13 protein-coding genes are annotated in these 16,781 nt (G+C 41.9%); 8 read left to right on the forward strand and 5 right to left on the reverse strand.

The window, feature by feature from the left end; all coding sequences use genetic code 11:
- Position 1: 1 nt before the first annotated feature.
- From AWN68_RS15155 to AWN68_RS15180, 6 genes are all read left to right on the forward strand, one after another.
- Complete coding sequence (locus AWN68_RS15155) at positions 2-955, forward strand: transketolase family protein (protein ID WP_068417469.1); 954 nt, start codon at positions 2-4, stop codon at positions 953-955.
- Positions 956-1,366: 411 nt separating this feature from the next.
- Positions 1,367-1,840 carry a hypothetical protein gene (locus tag AWN68_RS15160; protein WP_157716251.1) on the forward strand — a complete coding sequence of 158 codons (474 nt, stop codon included), beginning with the start codon at positions 1,367-1,369 and terminating at the stop codon, positions 1,838-1,840.
- 152 nt (positions 1,841-1,992) lie between these two features.
- Complete coding sequence (locus AWN68_RS15165) at positions 1,993-2,532, forward strand: HD domain-containing protein (protein ID WP_068417473.1); 540 nt, start codon at positions 1,993-1,995, stop codon at positions 2,530-2,532.
- Entirely contained in the window at positions 2,532-3,224 is a 693-nt protein-coding gene (locus AWN68_RS15170; RefSeq protein WP_068417476.1) for an SIR2 family NAD-dependent protein deacylase, read from the forward strand. The genes AWN68_RS15165 and AWN68_RS15170 overlap by 1 nt, the downstream gene beginning before the upstream one ends.
- A gap of 161 nt (positions 3,225-3,385) precedes the next feature.
- Positions 3,386-4,795 carry an MATE family efflux transporter gene (locus AWN68_RS15175; RefSeq protein WP_068417478.1) on the forward strand — a complete coding sequence of 470 codons (1,410 nt, stop codon included), beginning with the start codon at positions 3,386-3,388 and terminating at the stop codon, positions 4,793-4,795.
- A gap of 125 nt (positions 4,796-4,920) precedes the next feature.
- Positions 4,921-6,222 carry a hypothetical protein gene (locus AWN68_RS15180; RefSeq protein WP_068417479.1) on the forward strand — a complete coding sequence of 434 codons (1,302 nt, stop codon included), beginning with the start codon at positions 4,921-4,923 and terminating at the stop codon, positions 6,220-6,222.
- Between the two features lie 29 nt (positions 6,223-6,251).
- Here AWN68_RS15180 and AWN68_RS15185 read toward each other — a convergent pair whose 3' ends face one another.
- Positions 6,252-7,559, reverse strand: coding sequence for a M20/M25/M40 family metallo-hydrolase (locus AWN68_RS15185; protein WP_068417483.1), 1,308 nt, complete (start codon positions 7,557-7,559; stop codon positions 6,252-6,254).
- 172 nt (positions 7,560-7,731) lie between these two features.
- Here AWN68_RS15185 and AWN68_RS15190 point away from each other — a divergent pair, with 172 nt between their 5' ends.
- Complete coding sequence (locus AWN68_RS15190; protein WP_068417484.1) at positions 7,732-8,619, forward strand: dienelactone hydrolase family protein; 888 nt, start codon at positions 7,732-7,734, stop codon at positions 8,617-8,619.
- Between the two features lie 366 nt (positions 8,620-8,985).
- Here the strand turns inward: AWN68_RS15190 and AWN68_RS15195 are convergent, their stop codons facing one another.
- Positions 8,986-9,567 (reverse strand): hypothetical protein, encoded by a 582-nt coding sequence (locus AWN68_RS15195; RefSeq protein ID WP_157716253.1) that lies wholly within the window; start codon positions 9,565-9,567, stop codon positions 8,986-8,988.
- Between the two features lie 5 nt (positions 9,568-9,572).
- On the reverse strand, positions 9,573-10,067 hold the full coding sequence (locus AWN68_RS15200) for an RNA polymerase sigma factor (protein ID WP_068417490.1): 495 nt from the start codon (positions 10,065-10,067) through the stop codon (positions 9,573-9,575).
- 167 nt (positions 10,068-10,234) lie between these two features.
- Between AWN68_RS15200 and AWN68_RS15205 the strand changes: the two genes are divergently transcribed.
- Positions 10,235-11,782, forward strand: a complete 1,548-nt coding sequence (locus tag AWN68_RS15205; protein ID WP_068417494.1) for an SDR family NAD(P)-dependent oxidoreductase — start codon at positions 10,235-10,237, stop codon at positions 11,780-11,782.
- Positions 11,783-11,855: 73 nt separating this feature from the next.
- On the opposite strand, the gene AWN68_RS15210 is transcribed toward AWN68_RS15205, so the two are convergent.
- Entirely contained in the window at positions 11,856-14,261 is a 2,406-nt protein-coding gene (locus AWN68_RS15210; protein WP_068417496.1) for an ABC transporter permease, read from the reverse strand.
- 23 nt (positions 14,262-14,284) lie between these two features.
- Positions 14,285-16,666 (reverse strand): ABC transporter permease, encoded by a 2,382-nt coding sequence (locus AWN68_RS15215; RefSeq protein WP_068417497.1) that lies wholly within the window; start codon positions 16,664-16,666, stop codon positions 14,285-14,287.
- Positions 16,667-16,781: the final 115 nt, after the last annotated feature.

The raw sequence follows: 16,781 nt of genomic DNA on the forward strand, positions 1-16,781 counted from the left end.
AATGACGAAATTAACATACACAGAAAAAAAAGATACGCGTTCTGGCTTCGGTGCTGGTTTATTGGAATTAGGACGTACCAACCCTGAAGTAGTGGCGCTTTGTGCCGACCTTGTGGGTTCTTTGAAAATGCAGGATTTCATCGATGAATTTCCTGAAAGATTCTTTCAAATAGGTATTGCTGAAGCGAACATGATGGGTGTAGCTGCTGGTTTGACCATTGGCGGTAAAATTCCTTTCACAGGTACTTTCGCCAACTTCTCTACGGGTCGTGTTTACGATCAAATCCGCCAGTCGATTGCTTACTCTGGTAAAAACGTAAAGATTTGTGCTTCTCATGCAGGATTAACTTTGGGTGAAGATGGTGCAACACACCAGATTTTGGAAGACATTGGTTTGATGAAAATGTTACCGCACATGACGGTGATCAACCCATGTGATTACAACCAAACCAAAGCGGCTACCATTGCCATTGCTGAATTTGAAGGCCCTGTTTACTTGCGTTTTGGAAGACCAAAAGTGCCTGTATTTACACCAGCCGATCAGAAATTCGAAATTGGTAAAGCCATTAAAATGATTGAAGGAAATGATGTAACCATCTTTGCTACGGGTCATTTGGTATGGGAAGCCATTGAAGCAGAAGCGGTATTGGCCAAAGAAGGTATTAGCGTGGAAGTAATTAACATTCACACCATTAAGCCTTTAGACGTTCAAGCGATTATTGAATCAGCTAAGAAAACGGGTTGTGTAGTGACTGCCGAAGAACACCAAATGAATGGTGGTTTGGGCGATAGCGTAGCACAGACTTTAGCGCTTAACCTCCCTACCCCATTAGAAATGGTAGCGGTGAATGATTCTTTCGGTGAAAGTGGAACACCAGAGCAATTGATGAAGAAATACGGTATCGATGCTGAAAACATCGTGAAAGCCGTTAAAAGAGTAATGAAGAGAAAGTAATTCCCCTTCAACCCCTAAAATACTAAAAGCCCGATTCATAAGAGTCGGGCTTTTTTTATGTTGGTTGAATTGTAGCCCCCTGCCCCCTGGTTCTTGGCACTCCCGCTCTGATCAGACGGACTCTCACGGTTTCGCTCTTCAAGCTTCAACCTCAGAGTGACGGTTATTTTTAGCGTCATTCTGAGGGAATTCACTTGTGGATACACAATATGAATGACCGAAAGCTCCGAAGCTTCGGAGTGTCAGTGCTAAGCTCTCCCTCTCCGAACAAACAGACTCTAGCGGTTTTGCTCTCCAAGCTCAACCTCAGAGTGACGGTAATTTGTAGATCTCCATGTTCTTTGCGGTGAAGAAACCAATTCCCTGAAATACCACAAAGGCCGACTAGGTTTATTAATTTAGGGCTTGCCAATGAACAAGTCTACCTTTAAGCTCCGCCCCTTTTTATACAGTTTATTCATAATGATTGCCTTGGTGATTATTACAGACTTTGCGCTACCCGGAAAAGCCTTTACAGATCAGGTGATAAAAGTCCAAGCGGAACGACAACAGTATTACAATGCGGCCCAGAACTACCATTATTCATACACGCTAACTACTGGGCAACACGATTTTTCTGTGTCGGAAGAATTTGCCGAAACGGTCAATGAAGGAGATACCGTCAATTACCGTCTTTCCCGCATATTCAAGGAAGTTAATCGCTATCAGCTAAGTGCGGCTGAGAACATTCACACTGATTCTTTAAGGCGTTATTCTGGCCTGATCCTTCCATTGCTTATGCTCTTGGTCATGGGACTCGCTTTTCGACACGGAAAAAGAATGAGTGTGCTAATTTTTGTTTTGCAAGCACTCACCTTAGGCGACTTGGTGTTTTTGATGATGTGATGGGGCCAATTCGAAGCGTCATACTGAGCTTGTCTCAGTATCCCTCAATATTAACCTCCCTTTGCGTTTCTCCGCGTTCTTTGTGGTTTAATAAAGGTTAGTTATTTGCTTTCTCATTTTTAAAATCAGGCTTTTGCTCGTATTTTGACCCTATGACCAGAGAAGAAGCACGAAACATTCTAGCATCAATGACCAAAGGTGACAGCCTTTTGCGTCATGCCCGAAGTGTAGAATTGGTAATGGAAGCATATGGAAAGCATTTTGGAGAAGATCCAGAAGAATGGGCCATAACAGGCATGCTCCATGATGCCGATTATGAAGCGTACCCAGAAGAGCATCCCAACAGAATTGTGAGCATGCTTAGGGAAATGGGTGAAGAAAAAATCGCACATGCTATTTCAGCTCATTACACCAAATGGGGCGTTGAATATGAAACCAAGCTGGACAAAGCCTTACTCGCCTGCGATGAACTGACGGGTTTTACCATTGCTTGTTGCCAAGTTCGGCCAGAAAGCATTGAGGGTTTGTCGGCTAAATCGGTAAAGAAAAAGCTCAAGCAGAAAAGCTTTGCTGCCAAAGTAGAGCGTGATGAAATAGAAGCCGGAGTAGCACTCTTAGGTGTTGATCTGACCGAACATATAGAATTCATTATCAAAGTGTTAGAAGAGAACAGAAAAGAGCTGAATCTTTAATGAAAAAGCTAGTTGTACTTTCTGGGGCAGGCATAAGTGCCGAAAGTGGTTTGAAAACTTTTCGGGATGCAGACGGACTTTGGGAAGGTCATTCAGTCACAGAAGTAGCCACACCCGAAGGCTGGCATAGCAACCCAGCACTGGTGCTGGAGTTTTACAACCAGCGTAGAAAGCAAGCTTTAGAAGCCAAACCCAACAAAGCGCATGAAATTCTCAAAGAATTAGAAGCCCATTTCGAGGTAAGCATCATCACCCAAAACGTGGACAACTTCCATGAACAGGCGGGCTCAAGCCAAGTGATTCACTTACACGGCCAGCTTTTTCAGAGCCGTAGCGTGGCCAATGAATCATTGATTTATGAGATGGATCATTGGGAACTCAAACTCGGAGACCTTTGCGAAAAAGGATATCAGCTGCGTCCTAATATTGTCTGGTTTGGGGAGGCCGTTCCCATGATGGATATCGCTGCGGAAATTACCCAACAAGGCGATATCCTTGTGATTGTGGGCACTTCACTTGTGGTATATCCTGCTGCCAGTTTGGTGCATTATGTGGGCAATCACGTGCCTGTGTATATTGTAGACCCACATCAACCAGAAATTAGCCGTAGATCAAATCACCATTTTATTCAGGAAAAGGCCACTACTGGAATGGCATCGCTCAAAGAAATTTTACTTACAGATTACGCTTGAGTTTTGTAAAAAGAAAAAAAACTTCCACTTTTACGTCATCATGAAGTTATGAGAATTGTGTTTACCATAGTTGCCGTCAGTGCACTGGTCGCAGAAGCGAGCAAGTAGAATAGCTCGTACCCCTATTACTCATATTTTTACCATAATTTTTCAAGACAACAATGACAGATTTTTCAAAATCTTCTATTAAGAAGTTTATACACTATTTTAAAATAGCCATTACCGGTAAGGAAGAAGACTTCACTACTGGTAGCATTCGCAAAGCCATCTTTATGCTTTCCATTCCAATGATTTTGGAAATGCTGATGGAATCTACTTTCGCTTTGGTCGACATGATTTTTGTGTCACAGGTAAGTACCAACGCTATTGCCACGGTGGTACTCACCGAGTCAGTAATCACTTTAGTTTATGCTTTGGCCATTGGCTTGAGCATGGCGGCCACCGCTGTTGTAGCCAGAAGAACTGGCGAAAAGGATATGGAAGGTGCTTCTAAAACTGCAGTTCAAGCCATATTTCTAGGTACAATTATCGCCACAGTGATTGGTATTTTCGGCATTATTTATCCTAAGGAAATTCTCGGTTTAATGGGTGGAGAACCCGATTTGATAGAAGAAGGCTATCGTTATACCCAAATCATGATTGGGGGAAATATAACAGTAGTACTTCTTTTTCTAATCAACGCCATTTTCAGAGGTGCGGGCAACGCCTCCATCGCCATGTGGACCTTAGTGCTCTCTAACGGCATTAACATTATCCTTGATCCGATGTTCATTTTCGGTTTTGGCCCTATTCCAGCCTATGGCGTGGAAGGCGCAGCCATTGCTACCAACATCGGCCGTGGAGTGGCGGTAATAGGACAGCTCGTGGTGCTCTTTATGGGTGGTAGTCGCATTAAAGTTGGGCTTAAGGATTTGGTATTCCGAGGCAAAATCATGTGGGGTTTGATCAAGGTTTCTTTGGGCGGCATTAGTCAGTTCATTATTGGCACCTCTTCTTGGGTAATACTGACCAGAATTATTTCAGAATTTGGCAGCGATGTGTTGGCGGGTTATGGCATTTCCATTCGAGTAATGATGTTTACCATGATGCCCGCTTGGGGAATGAGTAATGCTGCAGCTACACTTGTTGGACAAAACTTAGGCGCTGGTCAACCTGATAGGGCTGAGAAATCAGTATGGACAACAGCTAAATACAATGCCATTTTTATGGTGAGTATTTCTGTGATCTACCTGCTATTTGCCAAAACCATAGTGGGCTGGTTTAAAGGTGATATTGCCGTGGTAGAAGCTGGAGCCTTAAGTTTACAGGTAATTGCGGCTGGTTATGTATTCTATGCCTATGGAATGGTGCTCACGCAGTCCTTTAATGGGGCGGGAAATACCAAAGTGCCTACGGTTATCAATTTCTTTTGCTTTTGGCTATTCCAAATTCCGGTGGCTTATGTTGCCGCGCTGGTGCTTGGCTGGGGTCCATTGGGTGTTTATTTGGCCATAACCCTTTCCGAAACCTTAATCGCGGCTGTTTCATGGTATTGGTTCAAAAAAGGAAAATGGAAAACCTTTAAAGTTTAGTATGCTACAAATTTGCTAGGAACGCCTTATATTTATATATTAAAAATAAGGCGTTTTTTTTATGGCCAATTTTAACCCACTTTTATGAATCCATTACATTTGATTCACTTCATAATTTCGAAGCCATGAAAAAGCAAGCTCTTTTACTCACCCTTTCTATTCTCTTCTGTTTTTCTTGCGAAAAAACAAGTGCACCCACACTAGAAATGAACTCAATTGCTGAAGCCTATGTAAAGCTGGTGTTGGAAATTGGTCAATACGACTCGGACTTTGTGGATGCCTACCATGGCCCAGAAGATTGGAAACCAAAAGGTGAAAGGCTAGCAGAACTTCCTTCCCAAGACTTTATTGAGAGGGCCTCTACCCTTTTATATCAGTTGGAAATGATAAATAGTGAAGGTTTTGGTGAGCTTGAACAGTCACGACTTAACATGATGAATAAGCAGTTGGTGTCTGTAAAAACGAAAGTGGAAATGTTGGCTGGAAAATCCTTAACCTTTGATGAAGAAGCAAAACTATTGTACGATGCAGAACCACCTCATTATGATCAATCCCATTTCGATAGTTTACTAAACTACCTAGACCATGCACTTGAAGGAAATGGCTCCATTTCTGAGCGATTTGTAGCGTATTCTAGTCAGTTCATAATACCAAGAGATAAATTGGACGCTGTATTTAAAGCGGCCATTACAGAAGCTCGAAAGCGTACTGATTTGCACTTCAACCTTCCTGAAAACGAGAATTTTGCTTTGGAATATGTGAACGATAAATCTTGGTCGGGTTATAATTATTATCAAGGCGAAAGCAAGAGTTTGATTCAATTAAACACCGATTTCCCAATTTATATTGAAAGAGCCATTGATTTGGCTTGCCATGAAGGCTACCCTGGTCATCATGTTTTTAACGCTCTGCTCGAGCAAAACTTAGTGAATGGTAAAGGCTGGATAGAGTTTTCAGTGTATCCGCTTTTTTCTCCTCAATCACTAATTGCAGAAGGAAGTGCCAACTACGGTATCGATGTGGCTTTTCCTGGCGAAGAAAGAATCAATTTTGAAAAGGAAGTGCTTTTTCCTTTGGCGGGTATTGATCCCAACATGGCAGATCAGTATTATGAAATTCAAGAATTGCGTTCTAAGCTAGACTATGCAGGAAACGAAGCGGCTAGAAAGTACTTGAACAAAGAAATCAGTAGAGAAGAAGCAGCCATATGGCTTGAAAAATATTTGCTCTACGAACCAGAGCGCGCTTTGCAACGCACCCGTTTTTTCGACCAGTACAGAAGCTATGTAATCAATTATAACCTCGGCAGAGACCTAGTGGATGAATATATCAAAGCCCAAGGGGGAACCGCAGATCATCCTGAACAACGATGGGCAATCTTTAAGAGTTTATTGAGCAACCCACACACCGCAAGTGGGTTGAAATAGTCGATATTATCTATTATTAAGAGGGAAGATTACTTATTACTGATCTTTCTATTTTTATCTAAACCAGCTTCGGCTACAGTGACTAATAAGGCCAACTTGATGGCGTCAGCACCATTTTTGTTTAACCACCATTCCGTCAATGAATGTCCGTCTGAGCCTACACCACCACGCCCCAAAGTAACCGCTGGAATCCCCAAGGCGATTGGGATATTAGAGTTAGTAGAACCTCTCGTCAATGAAGGTTCTTCCCCAAAATACTCAGTAGCTGCCATAGAACGTTGTACCAAAGCAAGGCTTGTGGCCAATTCGCCACTTGGCCTATCTCCTATTTGCTCAAGCACTAAAGTAAGTTTCTCGCCTTTGATTCCACTGTTATTGTAATCTACCAAGGCACGGTTCATGGCGTCTTTGAATATTTTGTCAATTTGATTTAAGCGATCAGGACTTACCGAACGCATATCCACTTCCATCCATGACTCAAAAGGAATAGAATTCACCGAAGTTCCTCCGCCCATTCTTCCTACATTAAAGCTTGTTCTTGGTCCCTCTGCTGTGAACTTAGAAGCATCTTGCGTAAAGTAATCAATCGCTTTTCCAATGGCATGATGAGGATTCCCCAAACCAAAGGCACCCCAAGAGTGTCCACCCGGCCCTTTGAAAATGGCCTTGTATCTTTTTGAGCCCAAACCCTGATTGTTCACTCGACCAATAGAACCTCCATCAATTGAAATCCATGAGTCAATTCTCACTTCGCCTGCTTCGAATAAATGACGAACACCTCTCAAATCGCCCAAGCCTTCTTCGCCCACAGTGCCTACAAAAAGCAAGTCAGCTTCTGTCTGTATTTCAGCCTTATTCAAAGCCCTTAAAGTAGTCAATACTACCACCAAACCTCTCGTATCGTCACCGATTCCTGGGGCGTACATCGTGTCTCCTTTGTACTTTACTTTTACATCCGTCCCCTCAGGGAAAACGGTATCTAAATGTGCATCTAAGGCAACAGTTCTGCCTCCTTTGGTGCCTTTCTTTAAAGCCAATACATTCCCGACTTCATCAATCCACACCCTATCAGCACCAGCTTCTTCCAGCATTTCCTTATACTTTAAGGCACGTTTGGTCTCCTTAAATGGAGGCGCTTCAATTTCTGTCAGTAATACCAAATCACTTTGAGATTGAGCCTCAAGTTCATCTATGACCTGGAAAGCCTTCTCCAGCTGCTTTTCCAAAGTAAGGTTCTTAATTTCTTTTGTATAGGCCTTTTCAACCTCTGCCTTTTGGGCAAAAAGATTGACGCTTAAGAATGTCACAAAAAGGAGGGCTATCAATTTCTTCATCATTGGGGTCTTTTATTTGGAATCAAGATAAGGTATAAATCTGAGTTGATTCACGGGTTTTTGATGAACGACATACCTTTGTCCGCTCCCTTTCCTTCTTCTCTTGCCTTAACTCTCATTTTCAACTATCTTGAACAGGTAATTAATTATTTAAACCACCAAATCTCTGATCCCCATGAAAAAGCTGACCAAAGAAGAAGTAAATCCAGAAATCTACGATCTGTATGATGACTATGCCCACAGTAAGATTGATAGAAGGCAATTTATGGAGAAGCTTTCCATTTATGCCATTGGTGGCATTACCATAACCTCCCTTATGGGCTTTATGATGCCCAATTATAAAGACACCATGTTGGTAGCTCCAGACGATGAAAGAATCAGTTCTGATTATATCAATTATGAATCGCCAAAAGGTGGCGGAACTATCAAAGGTTTGTTATCTAAACCCAACAATTCGAGCGGTAAACTACCGGGGATAGTTGTGGTGCATGAAAACCGTGGGTTAAACCCATATATAGAAGATGTAGGACGCAGAGCTGCTGTAGATGGCTTTATCACTTTGGCACCCGATGCCCTCACTCCACTGGGGGGGTATCCTGGTAACGATGATGAAGGTAGAGCCATGCAAAGCAAGCGCGATAGAAATGAGATGTTAGAGGATTTCATTGCTGCTTATGAGTATTTACGCAATCATCCAGACTGCAATGGAAAAATAGGCGTTGTGGGTTTCTGTTTTGGTGGTTGGATCGCCAATATGATGGCCGTGAAAGTACCTACTTTAGGCGCAGCAGTTCCTTTCTATGGTGGCCAGCCTTCGGCAGAAGATGCTGCCAAGGTAAAAGCTCCACTAATGTTACAGTATGGCGGTTTAGATACACGAGTGAATGCGGGATGGCCTGCATACGAGGAAGTATTAAAAGCAAATAATGTGAAGTATGAGGTATTTATTTATGAGGATGCAAATCATGGCTTCCATAACAATACCACACCTCGTTATGATGAAGCTGCTGCTACTTTAGCCTGGTCAAGAACCATCAAGTTCTTTAAGGATAATCTGGTTTAACTGATCATTCTTTCTTAATACAAGAAGTTATTACGCCCCTTCAGGGCTTATTAATTATATGTTGAACATATGGAATGGGTTGTACCCATTCCTATGATATTCCGCCCCGTTGGAGCTTTTTTTGGTGAAACAGTATTTAGTCTAAAATAGAAATCACTCTACCTATTAGCCCTGAAATGGCGTAACAACTAAACGAAGGGTGCAACCCTTCGACAAGTACAATCTACTTTCTTCAAAAGCCCTGAAGGGGCTGGATATAAAAACACATCAATCCTTTCAGTAGAAGTTTTCAAATAGTTCGTAACTATAAAAAAATGGCTCCCCTATTCATTAGAGAAGCCATTTTTTTTTATAGAATGATTGAGATTACATCTCAAATTCATTGATCAACTTTTCCTTTAGGTCTAGGAGTTGCTTCTTTTTCCCGAGGTTAAAACGCTTGTGTTCCCAACGGCTCATAAAAAAGCCAATGATAAAGAAACCAGAGATCAAAATAATGTTGAGTAAAGACTTATCGCTATTCAGCACAGTGTACATGGTAAATGCAATCACAATCAAGCAGAACCAAATCATAGATTGAGAAAGCTTAATGCGGTAATTGATGTTCTCGATCGCATTCTCTAAATCTCCCAAAATAGAAACATCCGTTTGCTGATCTCTTTTGATTCTTTGTGAGCGCATGAACAAAATATAAGCCCCTACAATCATCATCATAGCCCCCATACTCAACGCAGCTACATTACCACTGTTTTTCAGTAAGTGTGATATAATTACCACGCCTCCCGCACATAGGTTAGAGACGATAAGTATCACTTCCGAGAAACTGGTCTTTCTTTTTGTGCCCATTTTCTTCGCTTTAATTCTTCTGTGCAACGCATCTTCATTAATCACATAAAGTGCCTCATCGTTCTGCGTATCCCATATTTTTTTCATTTCCTTAAATTCCATGGCGATCATGATTTTTCTGATTTCGTGGTTAAATGTTTCTTGATTCGGTTGATCTTCACTCCTACATTACTTTCGGAAATTCCCAAAATCTTGGACATCTCTTTATAGCTGAACCCATCCAATAATAAGAGGGTGAGTGAACGGTCTACCTCATTGAGTTGGGCAATTTCCTCATACAACCAAGCCAGCCGATCGTCTGGCGGTTGATGACTTTCAATGATGTGCTGACTAACATCAATCGACTCATGTCTATCTTGGTGCTTTCGCTCCTTGGTAGTCCATTTGATGGCCGTGTTTAGCGCAACGCGATAGAGCCAAGTGGTTACCGCTGATTGCTGTTTAAAACTCGTCACAGACCTCCAAACCTGAATCGCGATTTCTTGAAAAAGATCATCTCTGTCTTCTTCGTTAAAGGCATAGGACCTTACTATTTTAAATAGTAAAGCTTTGTGCTGCTTTAACCAGGTTTGAAAAATGTGATTGATTTCGTTTTCCGTCATTTTGCCTTATTCTCAAATTACTAGTACCAACAGGCAATGGATTTCTTACACAAGGACGTAAATTTTTATAATTTCATACGCAGCACAATAAGGAGTTCCTTGTTTTATAAAGTCGAAATCAGGTTTAATCCCTACCTTTGCTGCCATAATTTTCAATCCTTTGTTTTATGAAAGAAGAGGCCGATAAACAGCTAAGTCAGGAAGAAATACAACGCTGTATTGAAGTAATGGAAGCCCTTATTGGCGATACCAATCAACTCTTTGAAATGCCCGAGGAGCAACGAGTGGCCTTATTTATGGCCGCTGGAAAATTAACTCGTCCCGACCGTGAAGAATTTGCAAGGCGCAGAAAGGACGCCAAAAAAGCCGCCAAGCGTAAAATGATTGAGCGTGATAAACACGCTAGAAAAACCACTGGTATTCGAAGTGCCCGAGAGCAAATTGTTTTTGAAGCGCCAAAACTCATTTCTTTGGTTGAACCGGAAAAACTGGACACACCAGAACTGGAATCACCAAGAAACTGCTACGTCTGCAAAGCGGTATACACCAAAGTGCACCATTTCTACGACACCATGTGCAAAGATTGCGGTGACTTCAATTATGCCAAACGATTTCAAACCGCAGACCTTACAGGCCAAGTAGCATTAGTTACTGGCTCTAGGCTTAAGATTGGTTATCACATTACCTTAATGCTCTTAAGAGCGGGCGCTACCGTGGTGGCCACTACCCGATTCCCTGTTGATTCTGCCATTCGCTTTTCAAAAGAGGCAGATTATGCCGACTGGGGTGATCGTCTAAAGATTCACGGCTTAGATTTAAGGCACATTCCGAGTGTGGAGATCTTCTGCAATTACATAGAGCAGAAATACGATCGACTCGATATTCTGATTAATAACGCGGCACAAACCGTAAGAAGGCCTTCTGGTTTCTACCATCACCTGATGGAGAATGAGGAAAAACCCATTGAGAAACTCACGCCTTATGTGAAAGACCTTTTGGCCGATCACCATTATTGTTTACAAGAATTGAGGACACTTTCTTCAGGTGCTTCGGACAAGAAGAACAATGCCCTTTCGGTCACTTGGCATGCACCAGAACCAGGTATTGGAATAAGGGCTTCTGCACAATTATCGCAGATCCCATACAGTTTCGATAATTCGCTTCCTACCAAAGAAGTATTCCCTGAAGGTCAATTAGATGCAGATTTGCAGCAAGTCGACTTAAGAAAGACCAACAGTTGGCGTTTGAAGTTGGGTCAAATTGAAACACCTGAAATGGTAGAAGTACAGCTCGTAAATGCCGTAGCGCCCTTTGTGCTGTGTAATCGCCTTTCGAATTTAATGCGAAAGGAAAACACGGGCATGAAGCACATCATTAACGTTTCAGCCATGGAAGGCAAGTTCCATCGTTTCCATAAAGAAGACCGACATCCGCATACGAACATGGCCAAAGCTGCCTTGAACATGATGACGCACACTTCTGCTTCTGACTTTGCCAAGGATGGTATTTATATGAATGCTGTAGATACGGGTTGGGTGACTGATGAAGACCCTGCAGAGCTCTCTAAAGCCAAACAAGAGGTACACGACTTTCAACCACCATTGGATATTGTAGACGGAGCCGCCCGAGTAATGGATCCTTTGTTTGACGGAATCAACACTGGAAAACACTGGTGTGGAAAATTCTTAAAGGACTACAGACCAATAGATTGGTAAACTAAACTTAAACTAAAAAAACAGCCCATTAATGAAATTCATTAAAGGGCTGTTTTGATATATAGGCTCGCTGTTACTCGCTTCTTAGTGCATCTACTGGATTGGACCTGGTGGCCAAAACTGATCGGTAACTCACGGTCAGTAATGCAATCGCCATGGTCATCAACCCCGCCACAATAAATGCGATTGGGCTGATGTTCACATGATAGACGAATCCATTCAGCCAGTTTTTCATGATCCAAAAAGCAAAGGGGCTGGCAATGATAAAGGCCAAAAACACCTGCTTCGCGAAAGTGGATGAAAGTAAATAGAACAAGCTCAACTGACTGGCGCCTAACACTTTTCGGATACCCAATTCCTTGATTCGTTTTTCAACCGTAAACGAAGCCAAACCAAATAGGCCCAAACAAGCCACGAAAATACTGAGCCCAGCCCCTACCTTGTAAATTACACTGGCCTGCTGCTCTGCCTGATAAAAGTTCGCCAATTGACTGTCTAAAAAGTGTGACTCCATGGCCGTGGCTTGATCGAACTTATTATGCACCTCTGTAAGGCCAGTCACCATATTCGCCATATTGCCCGAAGCTTTTACCGTAAAGTAATCTATAGTACCCGCAGGGTTATTCCAATAACCAAGAATCATTGGTGCTACTTTATTGTGTAGTGACTGAAAGTTGAAATCCTCTACCACACCAATGATCTGTACTCGTATACTTCTACCTTGTGAAGTTAATTCTATGGTTTCTCCAATTGGGTTTTCTAAACCAAAAGTAGCCACAGCTGTCTCATTCAGTAATATTTTAGTGCTATCAGTAGCGTCAATGCCAGTAAAGCTCACTCCATCCTTTAATTTAAAACTGAAAGTCTCAATCAGGTTTTCATCAAAGCCCATATAGAAAACGTCCACCGAATCCCGAGTCTGTTGATTTACATTGTTGGTGACTGCTGTAACTTCATCAATATTTTTCCATTCCCCTGGTACGCGAGTGGAAACAGATACCGATTCCACTCCTGTCACTTTAGCCAATTCGGTACGCATGGCTTTAAAGTTTTTTCTAACATTTGCATTGTTGATGTCAATTACTACCAAATTACTATCATCAAAACCAAGGTTCTTATCGTTGATATAGTTCATTTGCTGGGTTACCACAATGGTTGAAATGATCATGATAATGGAAAGCGAAAATTGTGCGATCACCAATATTTTACGCAAAGCAAATGGACTGCTGGTTTTGCGCTCCCCTTTTAGTACATCCACTGTTTTAAAACGGGTCATGAAAAAGGAAGGATAAATTCCAGAAAGCAAAGCGATAACAGCGGAAAGCCCAAGTAACATCGGTAAATATTCTCCTAAAGTAGCCCAGCTAAAGTCGAAATTCTTTTGAGTAAGATCATTAAAGAAAGGCATACTGAGGTCAGTAAGACCAATGGAGACAATTAGGGAGATTAATGTGATCAGCAAAGACTCCATTAAAAATTGAGTGACCAACTGCTTTTTAACGGCTCCTACTACCTTTCTTATTCCAATTTCTTTAGCCCTAAAAACAGCCCTAGAAGTAGCCAAATTCATATAGTTTACCGAAGCGATGACCACCAAAAATATAGCAATGGAAATGAAAATAAGGATATAACTCTTGTCGCCACTGGTTTGCGCTATACTTCGCTCAATGTCGGCTGATCCGAAATGGATATCAGAAAGCGACTGCAATTCAAAATCAACCATATCAGCGAAAGGTGCTCCCATTCTTTCATTCGCAATCGCTTCGGCTTTCTTTTGCACATCGGCAATGTCGGCTCCCTTGGTTAGCACTAAATAGGAACTAGGCCCAATTTGTTCCCAACTGGTGAGCATCTGTTGCCATTGAGGTTCAGAATAATTTTGCGAAATCAGCACATCAAATTTAATGTGTGAATTGGCTGGGGTGTTTTTTGAAATGCCTGTTACTTTAAATTCTCCTGCAAATGGCGAGGTGATAGTTCTGCCTAGAGCATCAGTTGTACCAAAGTATCGAATGGCTTCATTTTCACTCAACACCACAGAATTGGGCTCAGCCAATGCGGTAGCCCTATCTCCTTCCAAAAACTCAAAATCAAATACTTCAAAGAAAGATGGATTAGTGATAAAGTAATTCCTTTGAGCAAAACGCACCCCATCAATGGTGAAATTCATATGCCCACCTCGCATAAACAAGGTAGTGGCCTTGGTTACCTCTGGCAATTCTTCCACTAAAGTAGAAGCAAAGACTGCAGCATTAACAGCAAATTTTCTGGGTGCTTCTCCTGTCTTATCCACCGCAATTATGCGCACAATATCATCCGCTTTACTGTGGAATTGATCAAAGGAAGTTTCATCTTTTACATAGGTGAGCAAAAGTGTGGCTCCAGTAATACCAATGGCCAGGCCAAGGATATTAATAAAGGCGTAGCCTTTACTTCTAGCAAGGGTACGAAAGGCGATTTTAAAATAGTTTCTAAGCATGTTGTGTTGTTTTTGAGTTTATTTTATTCGCTTTTCAAGGCGTTTATTGGGTTGGCTTTAGCAGCTTTAATCGCCTGCAAACCAACGGTAAATAGTACAATCGCTAGAGAGATGACCAAAGCGACCAGAAAAGGCAACACTCCAATATCGGTACTATAAGCAAAATTGGAGAGCCATTCTTTGCCTGCGCCAAGCGCTAATGGAATTGAAATGACCGCAGCAATGGCCAATACCATTAAAAACTCCTTGAGAATAATGAAATTGATATTGGTGCCAGAAGCGCCCAACACTTTACGAATACCGATTTCCTTCAATTTTCGCTCAATTACGAAAGTGACCATTCCGAATAAGCCTAAAGCAGTGAGTACAATACTCACCATAGAAAAGAAGCTAATGGCCTTCAGTAACCTGGTTTCGCTGGCATAGAACCGCGCAAACTCATCATTGATAAAGCTGTAGGTAAATGCCTGATCTGGTTCAAATTCGGCCCATTTGCTTTCTAAGAATGCAAGGGTTTCAGTAATGTTTTCTGCCTTCATGTTCACGGATAGGTTCCATAAATTTCTGTTGGCAATTCTAAACGCTACTGGACTAATTTTCTGATGAAGTTTTTGAAAGTGGAAATCCTTCACCACGCCTATAATCTTCATTCCCCTGTTATTCGGGTTGTAAAGCGTCACTTCATCTTCCATCGGATTATCTAAGCCGAGTTGGGCAATAAAAGCCTCGTTTACAATAAGCGCACTGGAGTCTGATGAAGATTGAGGATCGAAATCTCTACCGTTCACCAGCTTCAAATCATAGGTTTTTAAGAAATCGAAGTCTACTCCAAAGATGGTGGTTACTGCACTCAAGTCCGGATTGGTCTTGGACATCATCGGTCCAGAGTTATTCGTATAGCCGCTTCCTAATACATCCGTGCTGACCGATGAAGCCACAACGCCTGGGTAGGCATCAATTTCACTTTTGAAGGACCTATAATTTCTACTTAAGTTTTTGGTCGAAACACTGAAAGTAATGACTTGGTCTTTGTTAAAACCTAAATCCTTCTGATGTAGAAATTGGTTTTGCTTAAAGGCGATTACCGTAACAGCGATCAAAAAGAGTGAGATCACAAACTGAACAAACATTAATGTTTTACGTGCCCTTCCTCCTTTCAAGGATTCACGAGCCGAAGCTTTAAGCGCCTGAGAAGGCTGGAAAGACGATAGCACCAAAGCCGGATAAAGACCAGAGAACAGGGAAGTAAAGAGCACAACCCCCAGTAAAACAGGCAGCAATCCTTCATTCATTAAAGTGGCAGTAGTAAATTCTTTGCCTGTAAGCTGATTGAAAGAGGATAAACCTACATCGATTAACAGAATAGAAAAAATTGCTGAGATGACCGTGACCAGAATGGCTTCACCCAAGAACTGGCGTATCAATTGCCCTCGGTGCGCCCCCATTACTTTCCTCACTCCAACTTCCTTCGAGCGCCTCGCTCCTTTTGCGGTTTGCAAATTGATGTAGTTGATACAGGCCACCACTAAAATGATAATGGCAATAAACAAGAGGGTTTGAATGGCCGAAGCACTTCCTGAAGCGAAAGACATAAACTGTATGTCTCCAGATTTTAAATACATATCTGTTACAGGAAAAAACTCGTAGCTGAAGTCACCTTCAAAACCTGGTTCCTTCGCTAACTTTTCATTCTTTAAACTTCGTATGTCATCAATACTAGTACCTGCTATGGTTTTTACATAGGTATAAAGCGAGTAGGCATAACCTTTGGCAGGCTGCAAGCCACTAGGAAAAGTCATTTCCCAAGGAATGATTGCTTGAAACTTGATGTGTGAGTTCTTTACATCAGCAGCAATCCCCCTCACTACCAATGCTTTGTCAGACAAAACCCCAGCCATGGTCACTGTTTTTCCAATGGCATTGGAAGTACCGAACAAGGCAATAGCGGTGCTTTCAGTAATGACGATGGAAGAAGGATCACTCAGTACTTGCGCTGCGTTTCCTTCTATTAAAGGGAAGCCAAAAAACTCAAAGAAATTACTGCTCGCATACCAATAGTCGATGCTTAGTTTTTTGGTTGAATTATCTTCTGGATAAAAATCACTGCTATTATTTCTGATAATCGCAGCTTCTTTAACTCCCGCATAGTTGCTCGACAAATCTTTATAGTCATCTTCTACCGAAAGCCCCACCTTTCTTGAATTCACGCCCGTTTGAGTGCCATATAGAAAATAGGTGTTCTCCTTTTCAGGAATGAAATCATCCATGGCATACTCATACTGCACATAAAGCAGTAAAAGCAGACTGCATGAAATACCTAAAGTAAGACCAATGAGGTTGGTGCCCGTTACCAGTTTGTTTTTCCAGAGGTTCCGGATAGCGAGTTTGAAGTAATTCTTAATCATATCTTGAGTATTTGACAATGCTCTAATGGCCAATTTTGAACCAACATTTTATTTCACTGTATATCAATAAGTTACGAGCAATCAACCCAATGTAACCCCTTTCAATTGTCCATCA

It is taken from the genome of Roseivirga echinicomitans (genome assembly GCF_001592935.1).
Classification (GTDB): Bacteria; Bacteroidota; Bacteroidia; order Cytophagales; family Cyclobacteriaceae; genus Roseivirga; species Roseivirga echinicomitans.

Coding starts and splice junctions, on each gene's coding strand:
- AWN68_RS15200 (WP_068417490.1), bottom strand. CDS start 10,067: ATGACGGAAAACGAAATCAATCACATTTTTCAAACCTGGTTAAAGCAG.
- AWN68_RS15205 (WP_068417494.1), top strand. CDS start 10,235: ATGAAAGAAGAGGCCGATAAACAGCTAAGTCAGGAAGAAATACAACGC.
- AWN68_RS15210 (WP_068417496.1), bottom strand. CDS start 14,261: ATGCTTAGAAACTATTTTAAAATCGCCTTTCGTACCCTTGCTAGAAGT.
- AWN68_RS15185 (WP_068417483.1), bottom strand. CDS start 7,559: ATGATGAAGAAATTGATAGCCCTCCTTTTTGTGACATTCTTAAGCGTC.
- AWN68_RS15190 (WP_068417484.1), top strand. CDS start 7,732: ATGAAAAAGCTGACCAAAGAAGAAGTAAATCCAGAAATCTACGATCTG.
- AWN68_RS15160 (WP_157716251.1), top strand. CDS start 1,367: ATGAACAAGTCTACCTTTAAGCTCCGCCCCTTTTTATACAGTTTATTC.
- AWN68_RS15180 (WP_068417479.1), top strand. CDS start 4,921: ATGAAAAAGCAAGCTCTTTTACTCACCCTTTCTATTCTCTTCTGTTTT.
- AWN68_RS15175 (WP_068417478.1), top strand. CDS start 3,386: ATGACAGATTTTTCAAAATCTTCTATTAAGAAGTTTATACACTATTTT.
- AWN68_RS15170 (WP_068417476.1), top strand. CDS start 2,532: ATGAAAAAGCTAGTTGTACTTTCTGGGGCAGGCATAAGTGCCGAAAGT.
- AWN68_RS15165 (WP_068417473.1), top strand. CDS start 1,993: ATGACCAGAGAAGAAGCACGAAACATTCTAGCATCAATGACCAAAGGT.
- AWN68_RS15195 (WP_157716253.1), bottom strand. CDS start 9,567: ATGGAATTTAAGGAAATGAAAAAAATATGGGATACGCAGAACGATGAG.
- AWN68_RS15155 (WP_068417469.1), top strand. CDS start 2: ATGACGAAATTAACATACACAGAAAAAAAAGATACGCGTTCTGGCTTC.
- AWN68_RS15215 (WP_068417497.1), bottom strand. CDS start 16,666: ATGATTAAGAATTACTTCAAACTCGCTATCCGGAACCTCTGGAAAAAC.